This is a genomic window from Pseudomonas sp. IT-232MI5, assembly GCF_949767845.1.
GTDB lineage: Bacteria > Pseudomonadota > Gammaproteobacteria > Pseudomonadales > Pseudomonadaceae > Aquipseudomonas.
On the sequence record NZ_CATKQE010000022.1, the window covers coordinates 376,511 to 397,056 of the forward strand.

Here is a 20,546-nt window from a genome sequence, read left to right on the forward strand (position 1 = left end):
TGCACCCTCGATCCCCTGTAGGAGTGAGCCTGCTCGCGATTACGGTGTGTCAGTCGACCTGTTTATTGGCTGACTCACCACTATCGCGAGCAGGCTCACTCCTACAGGGGATTTGCGGTGGGGTTACCACTGCCGTTTATCCGGCCGGGCGAGGCCGAGTTTTTCGATGCGGTAGCGCAGCATGTCGCGGCTCAGGCCCAGCAGGCGCGCGGACTTGGTGACGTTCCAGTCGGTCTTGTCGAGCATCTTGCGCACCATGTCGCGTTCGACTTCCGGCAGGTTCATCGACTCCATATTGCTCGCCGGACGCGGTTCATAGTGCGGCGCAGCCTCGTAATGTTGATGCTGATGCTGCGGCGGCAGCTCGTCGCACAGACTCATGCACACATTCAGTTGATGCGCGGCAATCGTGTCACTCGGCGCCAGCAGCACGGTCTGTTCGAGCATATTGCGCAACTCGCGCACATTGCCCGGCCAGGTGTAACTGAGCAGCAACTCCTCCGCCTGCTGACTGAAATGCAGATTCGGTTTGCCGTATCGTTTGCCATGACTGGCAAGGAAGTGCCGGGCCAGTAGCAGAATATCGTCGCCCCGCGCGTACAGGCGCGGCACCTTGATCGAAATGATCCGCAAGCGGAAAAACAGATCGCGGCGGAATTTGCCCTGCTGCACCATTTGCTCCAGGTTGCAGTTGGTCGCGCTGATCACCCGCAGGTTGACCTTGCGCTCCTTCACCGAGCCAACCCGGCGAATGGTGCGGTCCTCCAGCAACTTCAGAATCTTTGCCTGCAACAGCAGATCCATCTCGCCAATCTCATCGAGAAACAGCGTGCCGCCATCCGCCGCCTCCACCAGTCCGACCCGGCGATCCTTGGCATCGGTGAACGCACCCTTCTCATGCCCGAACAGCTCCGACTCGACCAGATTCGACGGGATCGACGCACAGTTGAATTCAATGAACGGACCTTTGCTGCGCGGGCCGTCGAAGTGCAACGCCCGGGCCACCAACTCTTTGCCGGTGCCGGTCTCGCCTTCCACCAAAACCGGGGGCAGATCGGTGTTGGCCATGCGTCGCTCGGCATCGAGCAACTGGCCGATAGTGTTCTTCAAATACTGCATCGGCGCCGAGTCGCCGATCAGCGCCTGCACCCCGGATTTCTGCGCTTCACGTTCCTGATAGAACGACAGCGTGCGCTCCATCCTTTCGGTGGCCAGGGCCTTGTCGAGCAGCAGTTTGAGCTCCGTCAGCGCGACCGGTTTGGTGACGTAATGAAAGGCGCCCTCCTTCATCGCCACCACGGCATCTTCAACGTTGCCGTAACCGGTCATCATGATCACTTTCAGATCCGGCGCGCTGATGCGCAGCTTCTGGATCAGGTCGTGACCACTCATGCCCGGCAGCGAGTTGTCGGTCAGCACAATGTCGGGCATGAAGGTTTCCAGTTGCCCTAACGCGTCTTCGGCCGAATGGCAGACCGTCACCTCGAAGTCTTTGCGCTCCAGGTAGGTCTGAATATTTTCGGCCAACAGTTCGTCATCCTCGACCAGCAGAATGCTGTGTTCCATATTCCCCTCCCGATGCCACTTTGAAGTTGAGACTGACGCGGGTTCCCTCCTGCTCTTTGCTGGTCAAAACGACCGAGCCCTGAAAACGCTCCATGATTCTTTTGACCAACGCCAGGCCAACCCCGAGGCCGCCCTGTTTAGTGGTGAAAAACGGCTTGAACACCAACAGTTGCTGCTGCGCGCTCATGCCCTTGCCGGTGTCACTCACGGTCAGGCGCACGCTGTCGGGCTGCGGCGATTCGAATTCGACACTGAGCACACCGCCCTTGGGCATGGCTTCCAGAGCGTTGGCAAACAGGCTATTGAGGATTTGCGTGAGCAGCACCTTCTGGCTGACGACCGGCGCGCAATTCTGCGCAGTGAAGCGCACTTCGACGTTGCAGCGTTTGATCAATGCTTCGAAGGCGCCAACGGTGTCTTCGACCGCCATCACCAGGTCCACCGCCTCGCCGTCGTCATTCATCGGCCGCAGCGACACCAGCAACTCGCGCACCCAGCGTGACATGCGATCGACCTGGCTGATGATGTCGCCAATATTGCGCTGGGCACCGGGGCTGGCGACTTCCTGGGCCAGTTCGGCGCTGGAGCGAATGGTCGCCAGCGGATTGCGCAGGCTGTGCGCCACCGCCGAGGACATCTCGCCGAGGGCGACGAAGGTTTCGTTGCTGATCAACTGTTGCTGCTGGCTCTGCAGCAGTTTCGCCGCGCGGCGGACGATCCAGAACAACGCCAGAAATATCGCCGCGCCTCCAAAACAGGTCGCCGCCCAGATCGAGGCGAAACCACGGTCGATGCGATCAACCAGATCCGCCGGCTCCTTGTAGACCTCAACCATGGCGACGACTTTGCTTTTGTCGGCGTTGAACATCGGGATGTAGTTCTCGATGAACAGGTATTTCGGTTCCCGCAGCATTTGTTGCTCGGGTTTCTCATCGTCGATCTTGTGGTAGCTGGAAGACACCGGCACTTTCATCTCGAATGATTCATCGAGCTCATCGTCATCCTTGATGTGCACACCGATAAGCTCAGCGTTGGTCGACCAGATCACCGTGCGATCCAGCGCATAAACGGTCGCGAGCAAAATATCCGGCAAGTGTTCGACGTGATCGAGAAACTCGGTGCGTGCCGAAGCCTGTAACGCCGGGTCAACATCGGGGTACTGGTTGTCTTGGCGCGGGTCGAGCATTTCGCCCATCGTCCGGTTCGGATTGATTTTGGCGTGACGCATTTCCGCCGCGCCAATGGCCTCAACGAATTGCGCGGTCAGCAGCGCATCGCGCTCGACACTTTCGGTGACCACGAAGCGTGTGGAGATATAACCTAGCCCCAACGCCACGGCGGCGATGATGAAAAAACTCGCGAGCGAGAACCAGCGCAGCAAATTGAACTGCTCGCGCCAGCCCTTGCATGCGACCGATGCGTTCGGTGCAGAGGTTTTTTGTGCTTCCAGTCGCTGCATGGGAGTGGCCCTGGAGTTTTATATCGCGCTGCTTACAGCCATCAGTGTAGGTGGCTCTGACCGCGACACACGGTTCAATGATGCTATTTCGCCGCTACCGCATCTGACTCACCGTCGCGGCTGGATCGCCCGGTTTTACTGGCGTCAAAGCACCGTCGGTCATGGCCGCAGTGGACGGTTGCTGACGCTCTGTTTCATCGCTGAGAAAGTCGATGATCGACTGCGCGGATTGCTCATCGAGGCGCAGATTGGGCATCGGGATTCGCTCGAATTGTTCGTAGAGTTGCAGGGCAATCGGGTCTTTTTCCGCGAGCAAGCGATCCGGTTCGCGGATCCAGCGATTCAACCACTCGGGATCGCGGTGGCGGGTTACGCCGATCAGGTCAGGGCCGATGCTGCGCATGCCAAGGCCCTGGCCATCCTGCGGGCCGAGGCTGTGACACGAGGCGCAACGGGTGCGGAACAATTCTTCGCCATTGCTCGGCGGGCGAATGTCCGGAGCGTTGGCGTAACTTTCCTCGATGCTCGGCTGTTTCCAGTTCTGCAGGGTGTTGGCCAGTTGATCGGCGAGGATCCACGGGTTTTCGAACGGTGAGGCTTTCATCCAGCGCCCGGTACTCTGGTTGCCGACGATCAGGCTGAGGTTGTGATCCTTGCTGCGGCCATTGTCGACGCCTTCGATGAACAACCCGAGTTTTTTGCGCAGGTCGGTGACCTCTTCGAACTCGCCGGTGAGAAACTTCCAGCCGGGGCCGACCTTGAAGCGTTGCGAATAAGCCTTGAGCACTTCGGGCGTGTCGCTGAGCGGGTCGATGCTGATCGAGTAAAAGAAAATGTCTTGCCCGACCCGATCCCCCAGCAGTTTCTGCACCTGGCGCAAGCGCGCGGTTTCCAGTGGGCAGGAATCGCTGCACGAAGTGAAGATGAAGTTGATCACCACCACTTTGTCTTTGATCAGGTCATCGAAGAAATGCACCTGCTGACCGTCCTGATCGGTCAGCAAGGTGTTGGGGAAATAGTCGCCACCCCACGGGGTGGCGGATTCACTGGCCGCTGACGGCTCGCTGACACTGGCCTGATGTGCCAGCAGCACGCGGCTGCCGAGCACACAGACCACCAGCATCAGCACCAGGTGCATGCCCAGCGCCCGGGAGCGCGGGGTATGCACGGGTTGGCTGTCACCGTGGCGGCGGTTCATGGCTTGACCACCACTTGTGGGCCCATACCGTCGCCGCTGCGGAAAGTTGGCAGCGCGGCGGAGTTGACGTAGCGCACACCGTCCCAGCTTGGCAGTGGGGTTGGCATCAACTGCAGTTGCCCGGGTTTCTCCAGGTCCCAACGCAGCAGCATCGAGTTGTCCTCATGCTGAGTGTTGTGGCAGTGCTCCATGTAGGTCCCGGCGAACTCGCGGAAGTTGATCGCCATTTCCACACTGTCCAGACCATCGGCTTCGGAGCCGATGCGATAGACGTCTTTGCGTGCCCATTTTTCCCACTCTGGCGGGGCCTTGCCGCCGCGACTGAGGATGATCCCCTCCTCGAAGTGCACATGCACCGGATGGCTCCAGCCCTTGCCGCCGGCCTTGATGTTCCACACTTCGAGGGTGCCGAACCCGGTGACACCGGCATCGGTCGGGCCGCTGGACAGCTGAGTCGAAGCATTCAAGCGACGCGGGTCCATGTGGAAGCCGAAGCCGCCATCGGTCTTGACCGTCCACGGCGCCTCATCGGTGCCGTCGGAGCGGCCGAAGGTGAAAGTGCGGTGGCGGGCCTTGGCCAGCACGACTTTATCGGCGGCGTTGTCGCGATGGAGTTTCAGCGGGATCATCACCAGCCCTTCAGCCTTGCCCGGTTTGGCCGGCTCGTACGCCGCTGGGTTCATCGCCAGATCCTGACCGGTGTAGGCCTTGACGTTGAGCTGCAAGACCTTGCCCACCGCCGGATCTCCCCGGTCCCACTGCGGGCCATTGCTGGTCTGCTTGATCACTGGCAGGTATTTCTCCGAAAGTACGTCAGCCAGCGGAATCATTTCTTTCGGGCCTTTGCCGTCGTCCTGCGCCTGCAGGTTGAGGAAGAACAGCTTGTCACCGGGCTTGATACCGTTTTTCGAGAAATTGACGATGATGTCGAAGCGCTCGGCGATGCCTTGCGTCGGCAGGATCGCGTTGTGGTTCTGTTTATCGCCATCGGCGTCGAGGTCCATCGAACCGTCGAACGGCACGCTGTGTTCCATGATGTTGCCGTCGTTGGCGATCATGTGGAACGGCACGCGGCTGTACGTCACACCCGAGTTTTTCGGCCCCTGAAACTCGCCGCCACTGCCTTTGATTTCCCGCACCAAGGCCAGTTTGAAGTAGCGCGACACCGAGCCGTTGAGAATGCGGAAGCGATAACTGCGCGCACGCACGTCAAGGGTCGGTTTCCACTGCCAGTTGACCAGCACCTGATCGCCGATGAAGCCATCGGTGTTGAAGGGGTTGAACCACAACTGGCCTTGTTGATCCCAGGCCTTGTCGGCGAGCACCAGATTGACGTCATAGTCGCGGTTGCCCCACGGCAAAGCGCTGCCGCTGGGCAGACGCAGGTTGACGCCGTCGTTCACCGACTCGTTGCCGCGATCCAGCGCGCTGTAGTAGTTCATCATCGCCGCGTTGCCCTTGTAGACGTTCTGCGCGGTGAAATCGAGCATGTGATCGTGGAACCAGTGGGTGCTCATGGTTTCGCGCCAGTCGCCACGGATCTTGATGGTGCCGTTGTCGCAGGTCTTCTTCGCCGGTGCGAGGTCGTTGACCCACAGGGTTTCGCCCGGTGCGCAGGGGAACGCCGCGCGCGGGTCTTCGGCCTTGGTGTTGATGCTGTCGTAACCGGCGAGCTGGATCGGCCAGCGATAGTCGTAAAACTGCCCAGGGAAGAAGAACGCGTTGGCATAGCCGTCGCTTTCCGCTGGCGCGTGGCCGTTGTGCTCGTGGGTGCTGATGGTGTGCAGGCCAAAACCACGGTTGGCCGACGGATCGATCGGCAAGCCGTTGTAGTGGCGCATCATCACCGGTTGGCCGTAGCGCACCATCAACAGTTTCGGCGGCAACGTGCCGTCGAAGGTCCACACCGAGTTGTGGTTTTGCGCCGGCATCGCCGGATGGAAACGCGGGTCGACGCCCTTCGAGGTGCCGTCGGTCAGCGGTACACCGGCGACGTTGTGGTACAGACCGCCGGGGCCGAATTCGCCCACCGCGTAATGGTGCATTTGCACGCTGTCACGCAGGCCACCGTTGAGGCGCGCGCCGGTCTGTACGGTTTTGTAAGCGACTTGCGGGTAGAACTCGTTCCAGCGCTGGTGCGCCCAGCCTTTTCCGGGTGGCCGACCTTCGGCGGACGAGCCGATGTGGCGGTTGAGGAACACTTCGATCTGCGCCTGCCACGGGTTACGGTCGACGACATTGGCGAACTGGCTGGGGAATGGCGTCAGCCCCGGTTGACGCAGGAACGCGTCGAGGGCGCTGCCGGGTGGCGCGCTGCGGGCGACGTTGTTCGGGTCCTGAGCCGGTGCCGGGCCGATCGCGGCCGGCGGAAATGGCAACGGCGCGGCCGGGGTGGTCGGGTCGAGCTTTTCCGGGCCAAACTCTTCGAACAGGGTCAACTGCTGGGTGAACGGTTGCGCGCCATAGAGCGGGCTCGGCTTGCCGTTGGTGGGGTAGTTGAAACTGGTCTGCACCGTCGGCGGCAGAATGTTTTCCGTGCGGGTCGAGTCGCGGCTGCCTTTCACGCCGTCGGGCAAGTCGAAGGAATCTTCGTTGGCCTCGGGCAGGGTCAGGATGTTATTGAGCGCGCCGGCGCGGTCGGTCGGTTCGTCGTAGTACGCCGAGGGATCGGAGACTTCTGGCTGTCGCTCGTCATCAATGGGACTGGCGCGAACGCCGGCCATGCTGCCGAGGGTCAACATCAGAAAGACGCTCAGAGGCGTCAGCAGGAAAGTGTTGCTTGGGTCACGCGTTGCTCTGTCCATCACCAGCCGCCTCATCAAGGAAGGGGTGATGGTGTTTTGCAACTACTGCGCCAAGAAATTATTTCTAGTTGTAACAGGGACTTGGAAAGTCTGTGGGTTCCCCCACTCCCCGGTGACCGGGGCCTGACACCCAGTGATGGGGGAAGTTCATAAATCTTTTGAGGTAATGCAAACCTCATGTAGGAGCTGCCGAAGCCTGCGATCTATTGACTGATCGTTCCCACGCTCTGCGTGGGAACGATCAGTCAATAGATCGCAGGCTTCGGCAGGAATGGACGAATCAGGGGACCAGTTGAAAGGCCAGACGAACGGTGGTGCCCTCACCTTCGCGGCTGTCGAGGGTCACGCCACCGCCGAAGCGCTCCATGATGCGTTTGACCAGCACCAGACCGACTCCGAGGCCGCCAGACTTGGTGGTGAAAAACGGCCGGAACGCCATGGTCCGTTGCTCTTCGTTCATGCCTTTACCCGTGTCGCTGAGCACCACGCACACGCCACGGTCTTCGCTCGGTTCCAGGCTGACGGTCAGCGTGCCGCCCTTGTCCATCGCCTCCAGCGCATTGGCCAGCAGGCTGTTGAGGATCTGTGTCAGTTGCACCGGTTGGCTGAGCACCATGGGCGTGTGCTGCGGATGAAACACCACCTGCACGCCGGCTCTGGTGATCTGCTGCTCAAACGCGACAAGACTTTCGTGCAGCGCTGCCACCAGATTCACCGGTTCCGGATCATCGTTGAGCGGACGCAGTGACTGCAGCAGCTCGCGCACCCACTTCGACATGCGATCGACCTGGCCGATGATGTCCTTGATGTTCTTCTCTGCCGGGCCGGCATCGAACTCCAGCGCCAGTTCGGCGCTGGAACGGATGGTCGCCAGCGGATTGCGCAAACTGTGCGCCACCGCCGAAGACATCTCGCCCAAGGCGACAAAGGTTTCGTTGGCGATCAGTTGTTTTTGCTGGGCCGCGAGCAGAATCGCCGCGCGCCGTACGATCCAGTACAGGCCCAGATAAATCAGCCCGCCACCCAGTGCAGTCGCCAGCCAGATCAGAACCAATCCTCGCTCCATGCGTGCGATCAGATCCTTGGGCTCCTTGTAGATCTCGACCATCGCCGTGACGTTTTTGCCCTCAGCGTCGAACAGCGGGATGTAGTTCTCGATGAAGATGTAGTCCGGCGGCGTGATGAATTTCTGTTCTTCACGGGCCTTGTCGACATCGTGGTAACTGGCAGAAACGGGGATTTTTTCGTTAAAGGCGCGATCGAGGTCTTCATCGGCATGAATGTTGGTACCGATCAGCGCGGGATTGGTTGACCAGATGACCTGGCGGTCCGGCGCGTAGATGTTGGCGAGAATCACGTCCGGCAGGTGTTCGATGTGGTCGAGAAACTCGCCCCTTGCATCGGCCCGGGCTTGCGGACTGACGTCGGGAAAATTCGTGTCCTGACGTGGGTCGAGCAATTCACCCATCGTGCGGATATTGGGAATGGAAACGTGACGTACCTCGGCCGAAGCGATGGCCTGTATGAACTGGGCGGTGAGCAAGGCATCGCGCTGCACGCTTTCATCGATCACGAACCGCGTCGACACCGCGCCAAGCGCGATGGCCACGGTACCGATCACCGCCATGCTGATCAGCGAAAACCAGCGCAGCAGGTTGAACGACTGCTTGCGCGAGCCCAAGCGCAGATTGCCCTCCTCGACCGGAAGCGATTTCGACTGCATGTTCATGGCGGCGACTTCCCGATACATCCCTATAGGGTTATAGCCCACGGGTGGGGGTTTGCCCGGTTGCGGGGATATCGCCCCGATATACACCTCTCAAACCACCACAAATCCCTGTAGGAGCTGTCGAGTGAAACGAGGCTGCGATCTTTTGATCCTGCTTTTGTGAATCAAGATCAAAAGATCGCAGCCTGCGGCAGCTCCTACAGGGGTTCTGCGTACGACGGGCCACTAAGAGCATCCCCACCGTCCCCGATTCTGGGGAATGACGCCCTTTTCCCGCTGGCCAAAAACCTGACCCTTCTGCGCGTCAAGCCCTCTACCCCGGCCCTCTCCCGCCCATCCACTACACCTTGGCATGGAAGGTGTACAGGCCCTGTGCAACTGACCCATCCCCAAGGGGCAGGTACTTTGATAGAGGGATTAACTCATGCACCCTTTACTGTCCAAAACCGCGACTGTCCTAGTCGTGAGCGCATTGGCCCAGGGCATCGCCCAGGCCGCTTTGTTTGCTGTTGATCCGGGTCCGTACACGCCGGCCAACGGCGGTTTCGCCAGTTGGTATCAGGACTCACACGGTCGCACCCTGGATCTGTGCCTGTCCAAAGCGCTCAGCTCCCGAGTACCCAGCGCCCCCGGCGCGCCGTCGTACATGTGCTCGCTGCTGCCAACCCCCGGCGTGTTCGATGACGCGCAACCGATTGTCTTCCCGACAAACTTTCCCGACGAAGCGTTCTGGTTCACCGGCGAAACGGCCCTCGTCGACGCCGCACGGGGAATTGATCTGGGCTACGTCAGCGCCATCGAAGCCGCGTTCGCTGCCGAGGAACCGGTTGAAGGCGATCAAGTCAGCTTCGCCCGTATCCGTATTCGCGTCGATGTACCGACCGCCGGCACCTATGTCATCACCCACCCGTATGGGGTCGACGTGTTCAACATCGACACCCCCGGGCGGCGCGCGATCAACATGACTCGCGACATTGGTATCGGCACGCCGAAAACCTATGACGGCGCGCTCAAGGGTGACATCGGACCGTTCCTGCGCAGCGTCAACGGTCCCTACACCGAGACCAACCCGCTGACCGGTGCCGCCGAACAATTCGTCGGCGACCCGAACCTCAACGAGGCAGTCACCGGCAGCCCGTTCAACACTAACTACGTACGCATCGAAGGCCCTAACGGCCTCGATCTGCGGACGAACGTGTTCGCCGTTTCGGGCAAGTTGTCGACGGTGGTCCGGCCTACACCAATGATCACCCAGCGCAGCACTTACTCGCGTACTGCGGGAACCAGTGCGCCGGTCGCCCAGCAGGATGTGTTCGTCCTCGCGCCGCCAGCGCCGGGCACCGTCGCCGTTACCAGCAGCACCCCGGTGCTGAACATGACCGAAGCCAACAGCACCGGCAGCTGGTACGCACAGTCCTCGGTCAACCCGACCTTGCCAACCACCTTGCAAGTGACCGCCGACAACCACCTGGCCATCGCCAGCAGCACGCCGACCACTCTGCCCATGACCCTGACCGACCTGGTGGTAATCCAGAGCGCGCAATACAGCCTGAGCTCCGGACAACTGACCGTGGTCGCCTCGACCAGTGACGAAACCTCGCCGCCGGTACTCACCGCCACCTCCGGCAGCGGCGCCGCCATCGGCGCGCTCGGTGGCGACGGCGCGGTGAAAACCCTGGCCACCGGGATCTCGCCGATACCGCCGGCCAAGGTTCGGGTGACGTCGTCCAACGGCGGCAGCGATACCGAAGAAGTGGTCATCGTGCAATGAACGCTCACATGCCCAGATCCGCATCAGGAGGCATCATGAACAAGTGGCCACGCTTTGCGCTAAACGCGCTCGGGCTCGCTCTCTCGCTGACCGGCAGTGCCTATGCGCAACTCGCCGCCGTCGACCCCGGCCCTTACACCTTCGCCACCGGGAAATTCCCGATGTGGTATCAGGACAACAATCTGCTGTCGATGGAACTGTGCCAGTCGCGCGCCGCCAGTTCGCGCGTTGCCGCGACCACACCGCCGGCCTACATGTGCATTCTCTTGGCCGAGCCAGGCATCTACGACGATGCCCAGCCGATGATTTTCCCAGACAACTGGCCGCCGGAAGCCTTCTGGTTCCTGGCCGAAACCACGATTGCCGACAACGCTGCCGGTTATGGTGTGGACGCTTATGTCGCCGGGATCGAAGCGGCATTCGCCTCGGAAAATCCGGCGGACGGTGATCAGCAAAGCTTTGCGCGGATTCGCATCCGGGTAAACGTACCCGTTGCCGGCACCTACACCATCACGCACCCGTATGGCGTCGAGACGGTCAATGTCACCGCACCCGGGCGCCGCGCGATCAATATCACCCGCGACATCGGCATCGGCGCGCCGGGCAATTTCACCGGTGCCGTCAATGGCGCCATCGGACCGTTTTTGCGCAGCGTCAACGGCCCGTACACCGAAGTGAACCCCGACACCGGCGCCACGGAAACTTTCGTCGGTGACCCGAACCTCAACGAAGCGGTGACCGGCAGCCCGTTCAACACCAACTTCCTGCGCATCACCGGGCCTGCCGGAACGATCCAGTCGAACGTGTTCAGCCTGTCCGGCAAAGTGCTCGACAACCGTCAGCAAACCCAGGTTGAAATCGACCGCGCCACCTATCGCCGCACCGCCGCTGGCGTGCGTGCCGAAGTGTTTGCCAAGGCCAGTAACAGCTCGACCCTGTGCTTCCGTGAAACCGTGGCGCTGCTGCCTGGCCCACCGCAGACGCCGTGCCAGACCAGTCTGTTGGGCGACAACAATGGTCTGTTCTTCGGCCACCGCTTGGGCACTGGCGCGGTACCTCCGGTAGTCGTCGTGACCGCCACCAACCCCGCCGGCACCACGCGTCCGACGGCCGTATCAGCCAAGCTCACCGACGTGGTGAAAGTGCAGACCGCGCGCTACAACTGGGCCAACCACAGCCTGCTGATCGAGGCCACCTCAAGCGATGAAGTGGCGATCCCCGACATGGTTGCCCAGGGCTACGGGCGTCTGTCGAAAACCGGCACCCTGCAGCGCATCACCGTCGCCGACCTGACCCAGCCACCGGCCACCGTGACAGTGAAATCTGCCGCTGGCGGTGGAGACACCGAGGCAGTCGTCGTGGTCGGCAGCGCGCCAGACACCGGTGAAAACCAGGCGCCAATCACCAACGCCGACAGCGGCAGCACCAGCTTCGGCGTGCCGATCACCCTCAGTCTGTTGACCAACGACAGCGATCCTGATGGTGACAATCCGCTGGGCATCACCGCGTTGACTCAACCGGCCGCCGGCCAAGGCACTGTCGCGCTCAATGGCACCACATCGGTGGTCTACACGCCGCCAGCGGTAGTCAACGCGCCACTGACCACGACCTTCACCTACAAAGCGCAGGACGCCAAAGGCCTGGCCTCGGCCAACCCGGCAACCGTGACGATTACCGTCGCGCCAAACCAGGCACCGACCGCCGTCGCGGACGCTGTCGCCACGCTCGGTGTGGCAATCCCGATCAACGTGCTGGCTAACGACACCGATCCGGAAGGTAACGTGCCACTGGCCGTCAACAGCCTGACCCAACCGGCCGCCGGCCGAGGCACGGTTAGCAGCAACGGCACGGTGATCACCTACACCCCACCGGCCACCGTGACCACGGCGTTCACCACGACCTTCACCTACATCGCCCGGGACGCCTTCGGTGCCCTGTCGACGCCGGCCACAGTCACGGTGCAAGTGTCGCCACGGCCAGCAGCGGAAACGTTCGCCGTCACCGCTTCAACGGTGCAGGCACGCTCTGGCGGACGCTTCAACTGGGACTTCACCGGCACCTCGTCAGTGACCACCGGCAACACCATCACCGTGCAGGTCACCACCCCTTCCGGGCTGGTCACCCTTGGCACCACCACGGTGCCGTTGACCGGACGCTGGCGGCTGACGCTGAACAACACGCTGGTGGTGCCATCGGCCAACCCGACCGCGACGATCCGCTCGTCCCAGGGCACCGTGCGCACGGTCTCGGTGACCACGCTCTAGGCCTGCGCCCCAGCCACTTGCGGGTGGCTGGGGCGTGCTTCGCAACCGGATAACGCCACACAGGATTTTCACCATGAACACGTCGACCGCCGCCCTGCTTTGCCTGCTCCTGCTGTGCAGCAGTGCAGGCGTGCGCGCCGACGACCTGATGGAAAACGACGACCTGGTTGCGACCAGCAGCGACCTCGGCGAACTGCCCCCACCCGTGGGTCAGCAAGCCCTGATCGACCAGCTCGGCCAGGCCAACGTCGCCCTGCTGCAACAGAACGGTCAGTCGCTGCTCGGGCAGATCGTGCAGTCGGGCAGCAATCAGGAGGCGTACATCCTGCAACAGGGCAGCGACCTGATGGCGCTGATCAACCAGAACGGTTCCGGCAACGCCGCCTCGATCACTCAGAACGGCAGCCACAACCGCGCGCAGATTTCGCAAAACGGCAACAACAACGACGCCAGCATCGAGCAGGCCGGCGCGGGGCTGCAAAGCGCCGTGACCCAGTCGGGCAACGGCATGAGCGTTTCGGTCAAGCAATATCGCTAAGCACTGCAATCATCGGAGAGTTCATCATGTTCAAACTGACGCCCCTCACCGCCGCCATCCTGGTCATGATCAGTGCCCAGGCCATGGCCGACGACAGCCTGTCCAACCAGAGCCAGGTCGGTACCGCCAACATCGCGGATGTGAAACAGACCCAAGCTCCATTCAGCACCGCCACCCAGACCCAACTGGGCCAGGGCAACGACGCCGCCGCCGTGCAAGACCACGCCAGCAGCGTGATCATCCAGGACGCGGTCGGCGACTACAACGCCGGTTACGCCGAACAGCTTTACGAAGACAACGCCACCATCACCCAGCAACAAATCGGCGCCTTCAACACCGCCCACGCCAGCCAGTCGCTTGGCTTCGGCGCACCGAACAACGCGCTGCAACAGCAGCAAGGCACCGGCAACTTCTCGTTCATCTATCAGGATTCGCAGAACGGCAGCGAAGGCAAAACCTTCCAGTTCGGCGACAGTAACGAAGCCAACATCGAACAACTCTATGAAGGCAGCGGCAACAGTTCAGTGATTACCCAATACGGCACGGCCAACTACGGCACCGCCGAACAAGTGCTGCACAACGGCGGCCAGATCGGCATCAACCAGGCCGGCGAAGGCAACTACGCCTACGGCGACCAGCGCAATGGCACTGGCGGCAACATCACCATCAACCAGTTCGGCAACCTCAACGGCACTGAAATCTGGCAGGACGCGCAACTGGCCAGCCAGGCCACCGTCAACCAGTACGGTGACAGCAACGAAACCGTGGTCGATCAAAGCTTCGGCGAAAACAACACCGCCGCCGTCACCCAGGTCGGCAACACCAACGCGATCTACGCCGACCAGTTCGAATCGGTCAACTCGACACTGGCGCTGTATCAGGTCGGTAACGGCAACGTGCACTTCACCTACCAGAACGGCGACAGCCACGTGCTCAACGCCACCTCCGTGGGCAACGACAACAAGGTCTACGCCAGCAACTGGAAAGGCCCGCAATCCGGCGGCCAGTTCGGCAGCGGCCAGCGTGCGACTGTGACTCAGGCGGGGAATGGCAACATCGCCAGCTTCACTCAGGATGGCGTCGGGCAGGTCATGACCACGCATCAGACTGGCACGGGCAACAAGACCACGGTCAGTCAGGCTGAGTCGTATAACGAGCTGTACTTTGATCAGAATGGTAGCGACAACATTTTGATATCGGATCAACGCGGGACGACCAACCTGATTCAGGGTTCTTCGAATGGCACCGGCAACAGTGCTGAGTTCGATCAATCCGGGACTGGCAACCAGGCGTATACCGCGCAGCTGTATGGCAGTGACAACATGATCACCGTGAAACAAGCGGATACGATGAACGTGGCGTATGTGACCCAGGGCGGCACGGGGAACATTGCCAATGTCGATCAGAGCGGGGTCACGCAGACGGCGAATATTCAGCAGTTCGGGTCGGCTAACCAGGCGACGGTTTTGCAGCAGTAGGGGTTGGGTGTTGATGGGCCGCGATTCTCTGGTGAGGGGGGTCGCGGTTTTTTTTCCGTAGGACCGATCAACGACACGCGCTCTTTAAAGCTTCAGACCCGGCACGTCCTACAGAAAAAGGAATGATTTCTGGAAAAGCTGCACGTTTTCCTACCACGTCTGGCGGTTGGCCGTCGGAAGTGCAAGGACTAGGATTTTTTGGGACAACCTGAACCCTACGGAGCTCGACCGACGTGCAACTCATCCAGACAACCACGACAACATTCCCCTTACCGAATAGACTTCCAGGCATTGATCCCGGAGGTGCCATGATCGACCCGAAGATGATTGACCCGCTGTGCCCAGTCGTCTCGGATCTTGATCCTGAAGAACAGGCTGCGAGCTATGACCGCTGGTTCAGGGCGGAAGTACAAGCGTCTCTCGATGATCCGCGCCCGAATCTTTCGCATGAACACGTAATGGCCGAGATACATGCCTTGATCAAGGCAAAAGACAATGGTTTCGAGGCCGATTGAGTGGAGGCCCGAAGCGCGGGCGAAGCTGGTAACAGTGCTCGAATACATAGTCGAAAGGAATGTTGGAGCAGCCAAGGAGATCTTCAAGGCAGTTGGAAAGGCCATAGCTTATCTTCCTGATCATCCCTATCTCTATCGATCAGGCCGGATCACCGGCACTCGGGAGATCGTCGTAAATTCCAGCTATCTGATCATTTATCGAGTGACAGATCGGATCGAAATCGTGAACGTTCTGCATGCGCGTCAGGAGTATCCGAGACGCGATTCTTTCTAAGTCATTCATCAACAAAAAACCGCGCTGCCTTCAGGAGCGCGGTTTTTTATTGGGAACAGATAATGTTGTGCAGCTACTTTTCAAAAGGAAACGGGGAATGGTTGGGTGATCTATTCTCGTCAAACCAAATATTAAGGAGCAAAGATGAGAGCGCCTCTACTCACCCTACTCTGTCCATTGCTCCTATTTTCACTGAGCAGCAACGCTAACGCCGGAACTGATACGGATGATTATATCTGCACGATAGAGCGGGTTTCGCAGGCCACAGGTGATGTCGGATCTACTTACGAACTACTCAACAAAGTCTTCGTAGGTCGACAATTCACTGTTGATCGAGCCTCAGGAGTAACCATCGGCACCCTGAAAAACTCATTGAACTCAAAACCAAAGGTTATCGATCCCGGAAGCTCTGAAAACTCCTTCAAGGTTGTCTCTGCAATTACAGCCTCTCAAAAATTTCCTGGGACACTCGTCACTGCCCTGAATGTAATGGAGTTTGTGGATGGTGAAAAAAAGCCATTCAATTACATGATCAATGACGAGGTTTACTTTGGAACCTGCGTTTCTTTCTAAGAACCTGCAGTCATTTTCTGTAAAAAGAGTTCCAGCGTGCGGCAAGGGCGCTTAAGCGTGCAGTTCTACGTGATCGAGGTCTCGGGTTTTGATCGTTTCCGTGCAGAGCGTGAGAACGATCAATGTGGGGCGTCGGGGCTTCTTCGCGCAAAGCCTCACGAGCCTCATGTTTGATCCGCAGCTCGGCCATCAACGCCTTCATATCTGCCATTACCTGCTCATTCGGAATGCTGGGGCGCGGGTCTTCGAGCGATTTCTGGACTTTGGCACGGAACCAGCGGTCGTAGCTGGCGGCCTGCTCTTCGTTTTCGAACTCTGCAATGGTTGTGGAAAACAGTGGATCCATGGTGCCTCCGGACCGAGGGTAAAAACGCAATCTCTGTTATTGATCGTTCCCACGCTCTGCGTGGGAACGCCTCTCGGGACGCTCCGCGTTCCAACTCGCGAATTTGACGCAGAGCGTCAAGGGCTGCATTCCTTTGCTGCGCGTGGGAACGATCAATCAGCCATCCTTCAACTCGACGTGATCCAGCGCTTGATTCACCGCCAGTTCGCCCAGCATGACGACTTGAGCGATGCCCAGTGCGGTTTTGCGCTGTGAGGTTTCCAGCGAGGCGGCGAAGTTGATGAGCATTTCGCTGGCCGAGCCGAGGGTTTCGCTGGCGTTGGCGAGCAGGGATTCGGTGTTGTACCTGGGATTGGCGAGGTACATGGATTCCGGCTCGTTGGCGCTGGACATGATGTGGGCGGTGGGGTTGAGGTAGAAGTCGAGGGCGCGGTCGGCGGCTTCGTGGAGTTTTTTGCTGTCGACTGAGGCGTAGGGGGATGTGGTGTTGGTGTCTGATTCTGGGGGGTTGGGTGTTGGTTTTTTCATGGTAATTCTCTCTCATTGATAGTTTCAGCTGGCCCATTCGACTTCCAGGAAAAATGGGTGGCAGCTGTACGCAGGCTGGAAATCCGGGAGAGAGCAACCCGGCAGACACGAATGTCTCCCGCGCACAACCGCCATAACAGAGTGCACACAATGAAAGTGCGCAAGCATACGTTATGAAAGGCGTATCTGCTCTCTCGTGTCTTCGGGTTTCCATGCCCGGTCGCTGAATTGGCAGCGACGAACACAGGCTAGAGACCGGACGTCCGACGGACAACCTGAAAACCTTGTGGGAAGGTTCCGCTGATTCAGACACTTCTTTAAACACACTTCAGATCGCAGCCCTCACCCTAGCCCTCTCCCGGAGGGAGAGGGGACTGACCGTGGTGTTTGGGAAATGTACGCCGACGTGCGATACCCCGTTGAACTCAGATTTTGAAAGGCCCAAAAATCGGCTCCCTCTCCCTCGGGAGAGGGCTGGGCGGGCGGCGTTCCGATGAGGGGCGGAATCCACCACAAATCCAAAGCCGACCACGCTGTGCTCCTCACCACTCAATAGGCCGAGTGTCAGCTCGCCTGCTTTTGATCTTGATCCACGGGCGACGTCGGAAGGCTGAGTGGAGGGATTGATCCGGGGGTGGGAGCGCAGCGACCGTTTGGCGCAGCCAAATGCATCGAGAGGAGGTGCAGCGAAGCAAACCGTAGGCGCTGCGCCCGGATCGATCCCGGAGCGAAGGAACCCCGAGCTTTAGCGAGCGGGCCGCACGCAGGAGCAAGCCTTTTCGGTTACCTTTTCGGCGTTTGGAAAAGGTGACCCGCCGTAAGGGCGGAACCCTAAGCAGCCGTTACCGCAGCAACGGATATGCACCCGCCCAACCAGAACCTGGTCGGCCCGAAGGCCGCCACGTTCACTCCGCTTCCGGATCCACCTTGTTCTGGCTCAAATACCGATTCAAAACATCATCCTGCGAAGGCACAGAAGCGTCCCCCGCCACCTGCCACAACCGCCGCTCAATCCCCTGCGCCACCATATGCCCCACCGCCGCCTCAATCGCCGACAACACACAAAGCTGCGCCGGCTCATTCGTCGTATACCCAACCTCAGCCTCAAGCAACTTCTTGAACTCGATAAACTTGAAAATCCCCGCACTGCGCGCCACCGAGTAAATCGTCTTGCTGGTCATCACATTCGCCAGCACCTGCCCACTGCGCACATCCACCGCACGCAAGTTCACAGTCACCTGATCCACCCGATACTCACGCTGCAAATCAATCCCCAGATACCGCGCCCCTTCCCCACCGCTACGCACGTTAGTGTCATAAGCGATGATCCCACCCTCAAGCATCATGTTCGCCGCCTGCAACGGTGGCAGCTCACCCTGAATATTCACCGGCGTATTCGGCTTCTTCTGCGACGCACGAATAATCTTGCGCTCGGTCAACAGGTTCTGCAGCCCTTCCCGCTCCAGCACCACAAACCAGCCACTGGCCTGCATCGCGTCCATCAACATCGACGCCGCGCCCTGGGTCACGCTGGTGGAAAACGAACTCGCCGGCGTCGGTTTGTACTGCCCGGTCTGATCCCGGAACCCGTACACCACCGCCATCAACCGCCCCTTGGGTCGCGGCATCTTTAGCAAGTCGTAATAAGTCGAGGCCCTTGGAGTCAGGGTCGGAGTTTCGGTGTCCTGCTCGGCCGACATCGGCTCACGCAGACTGCACCCTTGTAATGTCGCCAACAGCAGCCCTAACGCGATGATCTTTTTCATGTCCGTCACTCCCCGGAACCGTCAGCCCGTCATGGGTTGAGGCCGTTCACCTGAATTTCCGAAACCTCACCGGTCGCTCGATCGGTCACTTCAATGCTCAGTGCCCCGGAGTCGTCGATGACGTTGACGATAAAAGAGTCGGTGGACAGGCTCCCCGTGTTGCCGGTGGAGATGTTGTCCAGCAACTGCCCTAGCAGCCGCGATTGCAATTGACTGGTGAAGCGCTCCAGCGCCGACGTCCCGGCCACTGCCGAGCGGCTCTGGATGTCCGGATCGTCGTGATCGTTTTGCGCCTGAGCGTTGTTGAGCAACCAGGTACCGTTCAGCGGATTGCCGCCGAACGACGGATTGACCGGCGTGTAGACCAGTTCAGTGGCCTGGACAGCGGCAGCGCTGGCGAGCCCGATCAACAACCCCGAGATCCACAATCCGCTGCGCCGTGAGAACGTTGTGCTGTTCATAGTTCGTCCTTCTCAAGGTCGGTGGTGTCCTGCAACAGAGCCTCCAGCTTGCGCTGGACAACCTGGCGTCGAACCCAGTCGGCGGCCGCGTAGGCCTCGTCCTTCAGTTCCACGGTGTTCGGCGGCAGGAAGCGCCGATAAACCAGGCGTTGCTGATATTCCACGGTCACCAGGCTGCCCCAGCGCGCGTCGGGCCGCTCGCGCACCACCAGGTTGAAATCCATCGGGCTGGTGTCGCGCAGGCGTTCACTGAACGAGTAGTAAAAGTCGTGGCCGATGTGCGAGATCGTGTCATCGACGATGAAGCCCATCATTTCGTCTTCCTCACCGGCCTGCGCGCAGCACGCCGCCACGGTGAGCATCAGCGCGCACCACCAGTGGCGAGTCATGGCTGCAACGCCTGCGGCAGATTCGACTGGCCTTTCGCCGGGCCATTGGTGCCGTCGAGGAAGGCTTTTTCGGCGACGAACTGCCAGTCTGAATAACGCTGCATGCCGTCGAAATCCGACCACTGTGTCGGGAAGTCCGCCTGCTTCAACGGCAGCTCGGTCGAGGGACTGTTGAGGCCGGTGATGCGGCCATCGAAACCGCGTTGCAGTGCCCACTCGCCCTGACCGATCGGGTCTGGATAGAGCTGACGCAGATGATGTTTCGCCTCTGGAAAGCGCTGATCTTCAAGCAGGTCTGCCAACTCTTTCGGGTACTGCGCCAGCCCCGGCGAACTGCGGTAGTAGCTGCGCAGCGCCTGTGCGTACTGAGTGCCAACCCAGAGCAACTGGCGTTCACGGTCACGACGCGAAGCGGTCGACCACAACTCGCCGGCACTGGCCAGGCCCATGCCCATCACCACGATCAGGAACAGCACGCCCAGGTAAGTGAAGCCACCCTGCTGCGCACGGTTACCACTCGGAATACTGGCTGCCATCACGCGCCCTCCCGGTAGCACCGCTCTTGATATCGGCCACACCACCGGCGACGCCGTCCGGTGGCGCAATCAGCACCCACTGGTCTTTGCGTTCGGTGATCGGATCGAGTGGCGCATTGCGCAGGTAACGTTGTTCGATCAGTTGCTCGATGGAATCCGGATAACGGCCGGTGTCACCGTAGAAGTGATCCAGCGCCTCGCGCATTGCCGACAGGCTCTGGCGCAAGGTGGTTTCCTTCGACGCTTCGAGGCTGTTGAAGTAGCGCGGCAGCGCGATGGTCATCAGCGTGGCGATGATCGCCATCACCACCATCAGCTCCAGCAAGGTAAAACCTTTTTCCCGGCGCATGA

18 protein-coding genes and 1 pseudogene are annotated in these 20,546 nt (G+C 60.1%); 7 read left to right on the plus strand and 12 right to left on the minus strand.

The features are described from left to right. Window positions 1-123: 123 nt before the first annotated feature. From ACM6JQ_RS15095 to ACM6JQ_RS15115, 5 genes are all read right to left on the minus strand, one after another. Window positions 124-1,566, minus strand: coding sequence for a sigma-54-dependent transcriptional regulator (locus ACM6JQ_RS15095; protein WP_123374851.1), 1,443 nt, complete (start codon window positions 1,564-1,566; stop codon window positions 124-126). After that, window positions 1,535-3,025 carry a sensor histidine kinase gene (locus ACM6JQ_RS15100; protein WP_414894109.1) on the minus strand — a complete coding sequence of 497 codons (1,491 nt, stop codon included), beginning with the start codon at window positions 3,023-3,025 and terminating at the stop codon, window positions 1,535-1,537. Before ACM6JQ_RS15100 ends, ACM6JQ_RS15095 begins: the two co-directional genes overlap by 32 nt. Window positions 3,026-3,119: 94 nt before the next feature. After that, window positions 3,120-4,223 (minus strand): SCO family protein, encoded by a 1,104-nt coding sequence (locus tag ACM6JQ_RS15105; RefSeq protein WP_414894110.1) that lies wholly within the window; start codon window positions 4,221-4,223, stop codon window positions 3,120-3,122. Further along, complete coding sequence (locus tag ACM6JQ_RS15110; protein ID WP_007950081.1) at window positions 4,220-7,027, minus strand: multicopper oxidase domain-containing protein; 2,808 nt, start codon at window positions 7,025-7,027, stop codon at window positions 4,220-4,222. Before ACM6JQ_RS15110 ends, ACM6JQ_RS15105 begins: the two co-directional genes overlap by 4 nt. A 280-nt stretch (window positions 7,028-7,307) precedes the next feature. Next, a complete protein-coding gene (locus ACM6JQ_RS15115) occupies window positions 7,308-8,756 on the minus strand; it encodes a sensor histidine kinase (protein WP_414894111.1) in 1,449 nt (482 codons plus the stop codon). A 424-nt stretch (window positions 8,757-9,180) separates the two neighbouring features. Here ACM6JQ_RS15115 and ACM6JQ_RS15120 point away from each other — a divergent pair, with 424 nt between their 5' ends. The 7 genes from ACM6JQ_RS15120 to ACM6JQ_RS15150 all read left to right on the plus strand — a co-directional run bounded on the left by ACM6JQ_RS15120 (window position 9,181) and on the right by ACM6JQ_RS15150 (window position 16,169). Continuing rightward, entirely contained in the window at window positions 9,181-10,527 is a 1,347-nt protein-coding gene (locus tag ACM6JQ_RS15120; protein ID WP_038364907.1) for a hypothetical protein, read from the plus strand. A 35-nt stretch (window positions 10,528-10,562) separates the two neighbouring features. Next, window positions 10,563-12,791 carry an Ig-like domain-containing protein gene (locus tag ACM6JQ_RS15125; protein ID WP_414894112.1) on the plus strand — a complete coding sequence of 743 codons (2,229 nt, stop codon included), beginning with the start codon at window positions 10,563-10,565 and terminating at the stop codon, window positions 12,789-12,791. Window positions 12,792-12,864: 73 nt separating this feature from the next. Further along, a complete protein-coding gene (locus ACM6JQ_RS15130; RefSeq protein ID WP_007919411.1) occupies window positions 12,865-13,329 on the plus strand; it encodes a curlin in 465 nt (154 codons plus the stop codon). A gap of 26 nt (window positions 13,330-13,355) precedes the next feature. After that, window positions 13,356-14,807, plus strand: a complete 1,452-nt coding sequence (locus tag ACM6JQ_RS15135) for a curlin (RefSeq protein WP_414894113.1) — start codon at window positions 13,356-13,358, stop codon at window positions 14,805-14,807. A 308-nt stretch (window positions 14,808-15,115) separates the two neighbouring features. Then, on the plus strand, window positions 15,116-15,322 hold the full coding sequence (locus ACM6JQ_RS15140) for an antitoxin (RefSeq protein WP_081265247.1): 207 nt from the start codon (window positions 15,116-15,118) through the stop codon (window positions 15,320-15,322). Then, window positions 15,303-15,596 carry a type II toxin-antitoxin system RelE/ParE family toxin gene (locus ACM6JQ_RS15145; protein ID WP_414894114.1) on the plus strand — a complete coding sequence of 98 codons (294 nt, stop codon included), beginning with the start codon at window positions 15,303-15,305 and terminating at the stop codon, window positions 15,594-15,596. Before ACM6JQ_RS15140 ends, ACM6JQ_RS15145 begins: the two co-directional genes overlap by 20 nt. Before the next feature lie 144 nt (window positions 15,597-15,740). Next, on the plus strand, window positions 15,741-16,169 hold the full coding sequence (locus ACM6JQ_RS15150; protein ID WP_081265249.1) for a hypothetical protein: 429 nt from the start codon (window positions 15,741-15,743) through the stop codon (window positions 16,167-16,169). Window positions 16,170-16,329: 160 nt separating this feature from the next. On the opposite strand, the pseudogene ACM6JQ_RS15155 reads toward ACM6JQ_RS15150, so the two are convergent. The 7 genes and pseudogenes from ACM6JQ_RS15155 to ACM6JQ_RS15185 form a co-directional block, all read right to left on the minus strand. Continuing rightward, window positions 16,330-16,515 (minus strand): annotated as a pseudogene (locus ACM6JQ_RS15155) (antitoxin); the annotation flags it as partial. Between the two features lie 156 nt (window positions 16,516-16,671). Continuing rightward, window positions 16,672-17,043, minus strand: coding sequence for a DUF6124 family protein (locus ACM6JQ_RS15160; protein WP_414894115.1), 372 nt, complete (start codon window positions 17,041-17,043; stop codon window positions 16,672-16,674). 905 nt (window positions 17,044-17,948) lie between these two features. Continuing rightward, the gene (locus ACM6JQ_RS15165) at window positions 17,949-18,809 is read right to left on the minus strand and encodes a CsgG/HfaB family protein (protein WP_095124770.1); all 861 of its coding nucleotides are present in this window, start codon (window positions 18,807-18,809) and stop codon (window positions 17,949-17,951) included. 29 nt (window positions 18,810-18,838) lie between these two features. Then, window positions 18,839-19,270 carry a curli assembly protein CsgF gene (locus ACM6JQ_RS15170; protein WP_007919401.1) on the minus strand — a complete coding sequence of 144 codons (432 nt, stop codon included), beginning with the start codon at window positions 19,268-19,270 and terminating at the stop codon, window positions 18,839-18,841. Further along, window positions 19,267-19,659, minus strand: coding sequence for a curli production assembly/transport protein CsgE (gene csgE / locus ACM6JQ_RS15175; RefSeq protein WP_095111636.1), 393 nt, complete (start codon window positions 19,657-19,659; stop codon window positions 19,267-19,269). The genes ACM6JQ_RS15170 and csgE overlap by 4 nt, the downstream gene beginning before the upstream one ends. Further along, a complete protein-coding gene (locus tag ACM6JQ_RS15180) occupies window positions 19,656-20,195 on the minus strand; it encodes a type II secretion system protein (RefSeq protein WP_095111637.1) in 540 nt (179 codons plus the stop codon). The genes csgE and ACM6JQ_RS15180 overlap by 4 nt, the downstream gene beginning before the upstream one ends. Further along, complete coding sequence (locus ACM6JQ_RS15185; protein WP_007919395.1) at window positions 20,170-20,544, minus strand: type II secretion system protein; 375 nt, start codon at window positions 20,542-20,544, stop codon at window positions 20,170-20,172. The genes ACM6JQ_RS15180 and ACM6JQ_RS15185 overlap by 26 nt, the downstream gene beginning before the upstream one ends. Window positions 20,545-20,546 lie beyond the last annotated feature (2 nt).

Bases quoted from the DNA above. Each gene is read 5' to 3' on its own strand.
- ACM6JQ_RS15095 (WP_123374851.1), bottom strand. From the start codon at position 1,566: ATGGAACACAGCATTCTGCTGGTCGAGGATGACGAACTGTTGGCCGAA.
- ACM6JQ_RS15100 (WP_414894109.1), bottom strand. From the start codon at position 3,025: ATGCAGCGACTGGAAGCACAAAAAACCTCTGCACCGAACGCATCGGTC.
- ACM6JQ_RS15105 (WP_414894110.1), bottom strand. From the start codon at position 4,223: ATGAACCGCCGCCACGGTGACAGCCAACCCGTGCATACCCCGCGCTCC.
- ACM6JQ_RS15110 (WP_007950081.1), bottom strand. From the start codon at position 7,027: ATGGACAGAGCAACGCGTGACCCAAGCAACACTTTCCTGCTGACGCCT.
- ACM6JQ_RS15115 (WP_414894111.1), bottom strand. From the start codon at position 8,756: ATGAACATGCAGTCGAAATCGCTTCCGGTCGAGGAGGGCAATCTGCGC.
- ACM6JQ_RS15120 (WP_038364907.1), top strand. From the start codon at position 9,181: ATGCACCCTTTACTGTCCAAAACCGCGACTGTCCTAGTCGTGAGCGCA.
- ACM6JQ_RS15125 (WP_414894112.1), top strand. From the start codon at position 10,563: ATGAACAAGTGGCCACGCTTTGCGCTAAACGCGCTCGGGCTCGCTCTC.
- ACM6JQ_RS15130 (WP_007919411.1), top strand. From the start codon at position 12,865: ATGAACACGTCGACCGCCGCCCTGCTTTGCCTGCTCCTGCTGTGCAGC.
- ACM6JQ_RS15135 (WP_414894113.1), top strand. From the start codon at position 13,356: ATGTTCAAACTGACGCCCCTCACCGCCGCCATCCTGGTCATGATCAGT.
- ACM6JQ_RS15140 (WP_081265247.1), top strand. From the start codon at position 15,116: ATGATCGACCCGAAGATGATTGACCCGCTGTGCCCAGTCGTCTCGGAT.
- ACM6JQ_RS15145 (WP_414894114.1), top strand. From the start codon at position 15,303: ATGGTTTCGAGGCCGATTGAGTGGAGGCCCGAAGCGCGGGCGAAGCTG.
- ACM6JQ_RS15150 (WP_081265249.1), top strand. From the start codon at position 15,741: ATGAGAGCGCCTCTACTCACCCTACTCTGTCCATTGCTCCTATTTTCA.
- ACM6JQ_RS15160 (WP_414894115.1), bottom strand. From the start codon at position 17,043: ATGAAAAAACCAACACCCAACCCCCCAGAATCAGACACCAACACCACA.
- ACM6JQ_RS15165 (WP_095124770.1), bottom strand. From the start codon at position 18,809: ATGAAAAAGATCATCGCGTTAGGGCTGCTGTTGGCGACATTACAAGGG.
- ACM6JQ_RS15170 (WP_007919401.1), bottom strand. From the start codon at position 19,270: ATGAACAGCACAACGTTCTCACGGCGCAGCGGATTGTGGATCTCGGGG.
- csgE (WP_095111636.1), bottom strand. From the start codon at position 19,659: ATGACTCGCCACTGGTGGTGCGCGCTGATGCTCACCGTGGCGGCGTGC.
- ACM6JQ_RS15180 (WP_095111637.1), bottom strand. From the start codon at position 20,195: ATGGCAGCCAGTATTCCGAGTGGTAACCGTGCGCAGCAGGGTGGCTTC.
- ACM6JQ_RS15185 (WP_007919395.1), bottom strand. From the start codon at position 20,544: ATGCGCCGGGAAAAAGGTTTTACCTTGCTGGAGCTGATGGTGGTGATG.